A 1,127-nucleotide genomic window follows, 5' to 3' on the forward strand; every position below is an offset into this window, starting at 1 on the left:
TTCTTTAAAATCCTCTTAGTGGGTTATCTAAACAATCTTAATTCCGATAGGCAATTAATAGCCTATTGCAGTGATAGTTTATCGATTCGCTTGTTTTTAGGTTACGATATTCATGAGTCATTACCTTGGCACAGCACCATAAGTAGAACCCGACAATTGTATGGCGAAGAAGTATTTCTAAGCTTGTTCAAAGCCGTTTTAAAACTATGTGTTTCCAAAGGGATGATTCGTGGCAAGCGTCAAGCAGTAGATAGCGTTTTTATCAAAGCCAATGCCAGTATGGATAGTTTGGTGGAGAAAGAAGTTTTGGAAGATGCCAGTGCCTTTGTCGATGAATTAGAAGAGAATAGCGAATTCAAAACCACAAGCACCAGAAAGAAACTGGTGGAACAACACCATGCATGGAAAGAAGAAGCCTATAAAGGCCAACCCAATCCTAACTTCAACATCGATAAAGTAGATGCACATGGCAATTTAATTCGCCCAAGATTTGTATCCAATCACACACATTATTCTCCCACAGATTCTGATGCCAGGGTAAGTGTAAAACCAGGCAAAGCACGTCAGTTAAATTATTTTGGACAAATAGCTGTAGATGATGCTCATCATGTAATAACAGGAGCTTGTTCAGATTTTGCCGATAAACGCGATAGTCAATGTGTAGAAAAAATAGTTGAACTTACAGAAGAAAACCTAAACGAAAACGGTATCGAATTAGAAGAACTTTTAGCCGATGGAGGATATAGCAGTGGAGAATCTTTAAAGTATTTGCACCAAAAAAATATCAATGCCTACATTCCTAACTTTGGGCAATACAAACCCGAGCGAGAAGGCTTTATCTTCAATAAAGAATTGCACCAATATGAATGTATCAAAGAAGGAGGCAACCGAGCCATTCTACTATTTAAAGGTGAGAAAACCGACAGCAAAGGCTACACCAAGCGCACCTACAGAAGCAGCGAGAGTTCTTGTAAAAACTGCCCACTACGAGAACAGTGCTGTGGAAAAAGCACCAAGTTCAAGAAGATAGACGACAGCATCCACAAAGAACACTACGATAGAATGCACCAAAAACTCACACAAAACCCACACTATGCTAAGAAAATGGTACGAGTGAGAAGCAAAAC

1 protein-coding gene is annotated in these 1,127 nt (G+C 39.3%); it reads left to right on the top strand.

Annotation, left to right across the window (positions count from 1 at the left end; genetic code table 11):
* The coding region (locus WFZ85_RS15990; RefSeq protein ID WP_461782271.1) for a transposase at positions 1–1,127 on the top strand (1,127 nt) is incomplete at both ends.

Source organism: Flavobacterium aureirubrum (assembly GCF_038739835.1).
GTDB lineage: Bacteria > Bacteroidota > Bacteroidia > Flavobacteriales > Flavobacteriaceae > Flavobacterium > Flavobacterium aureirubrum.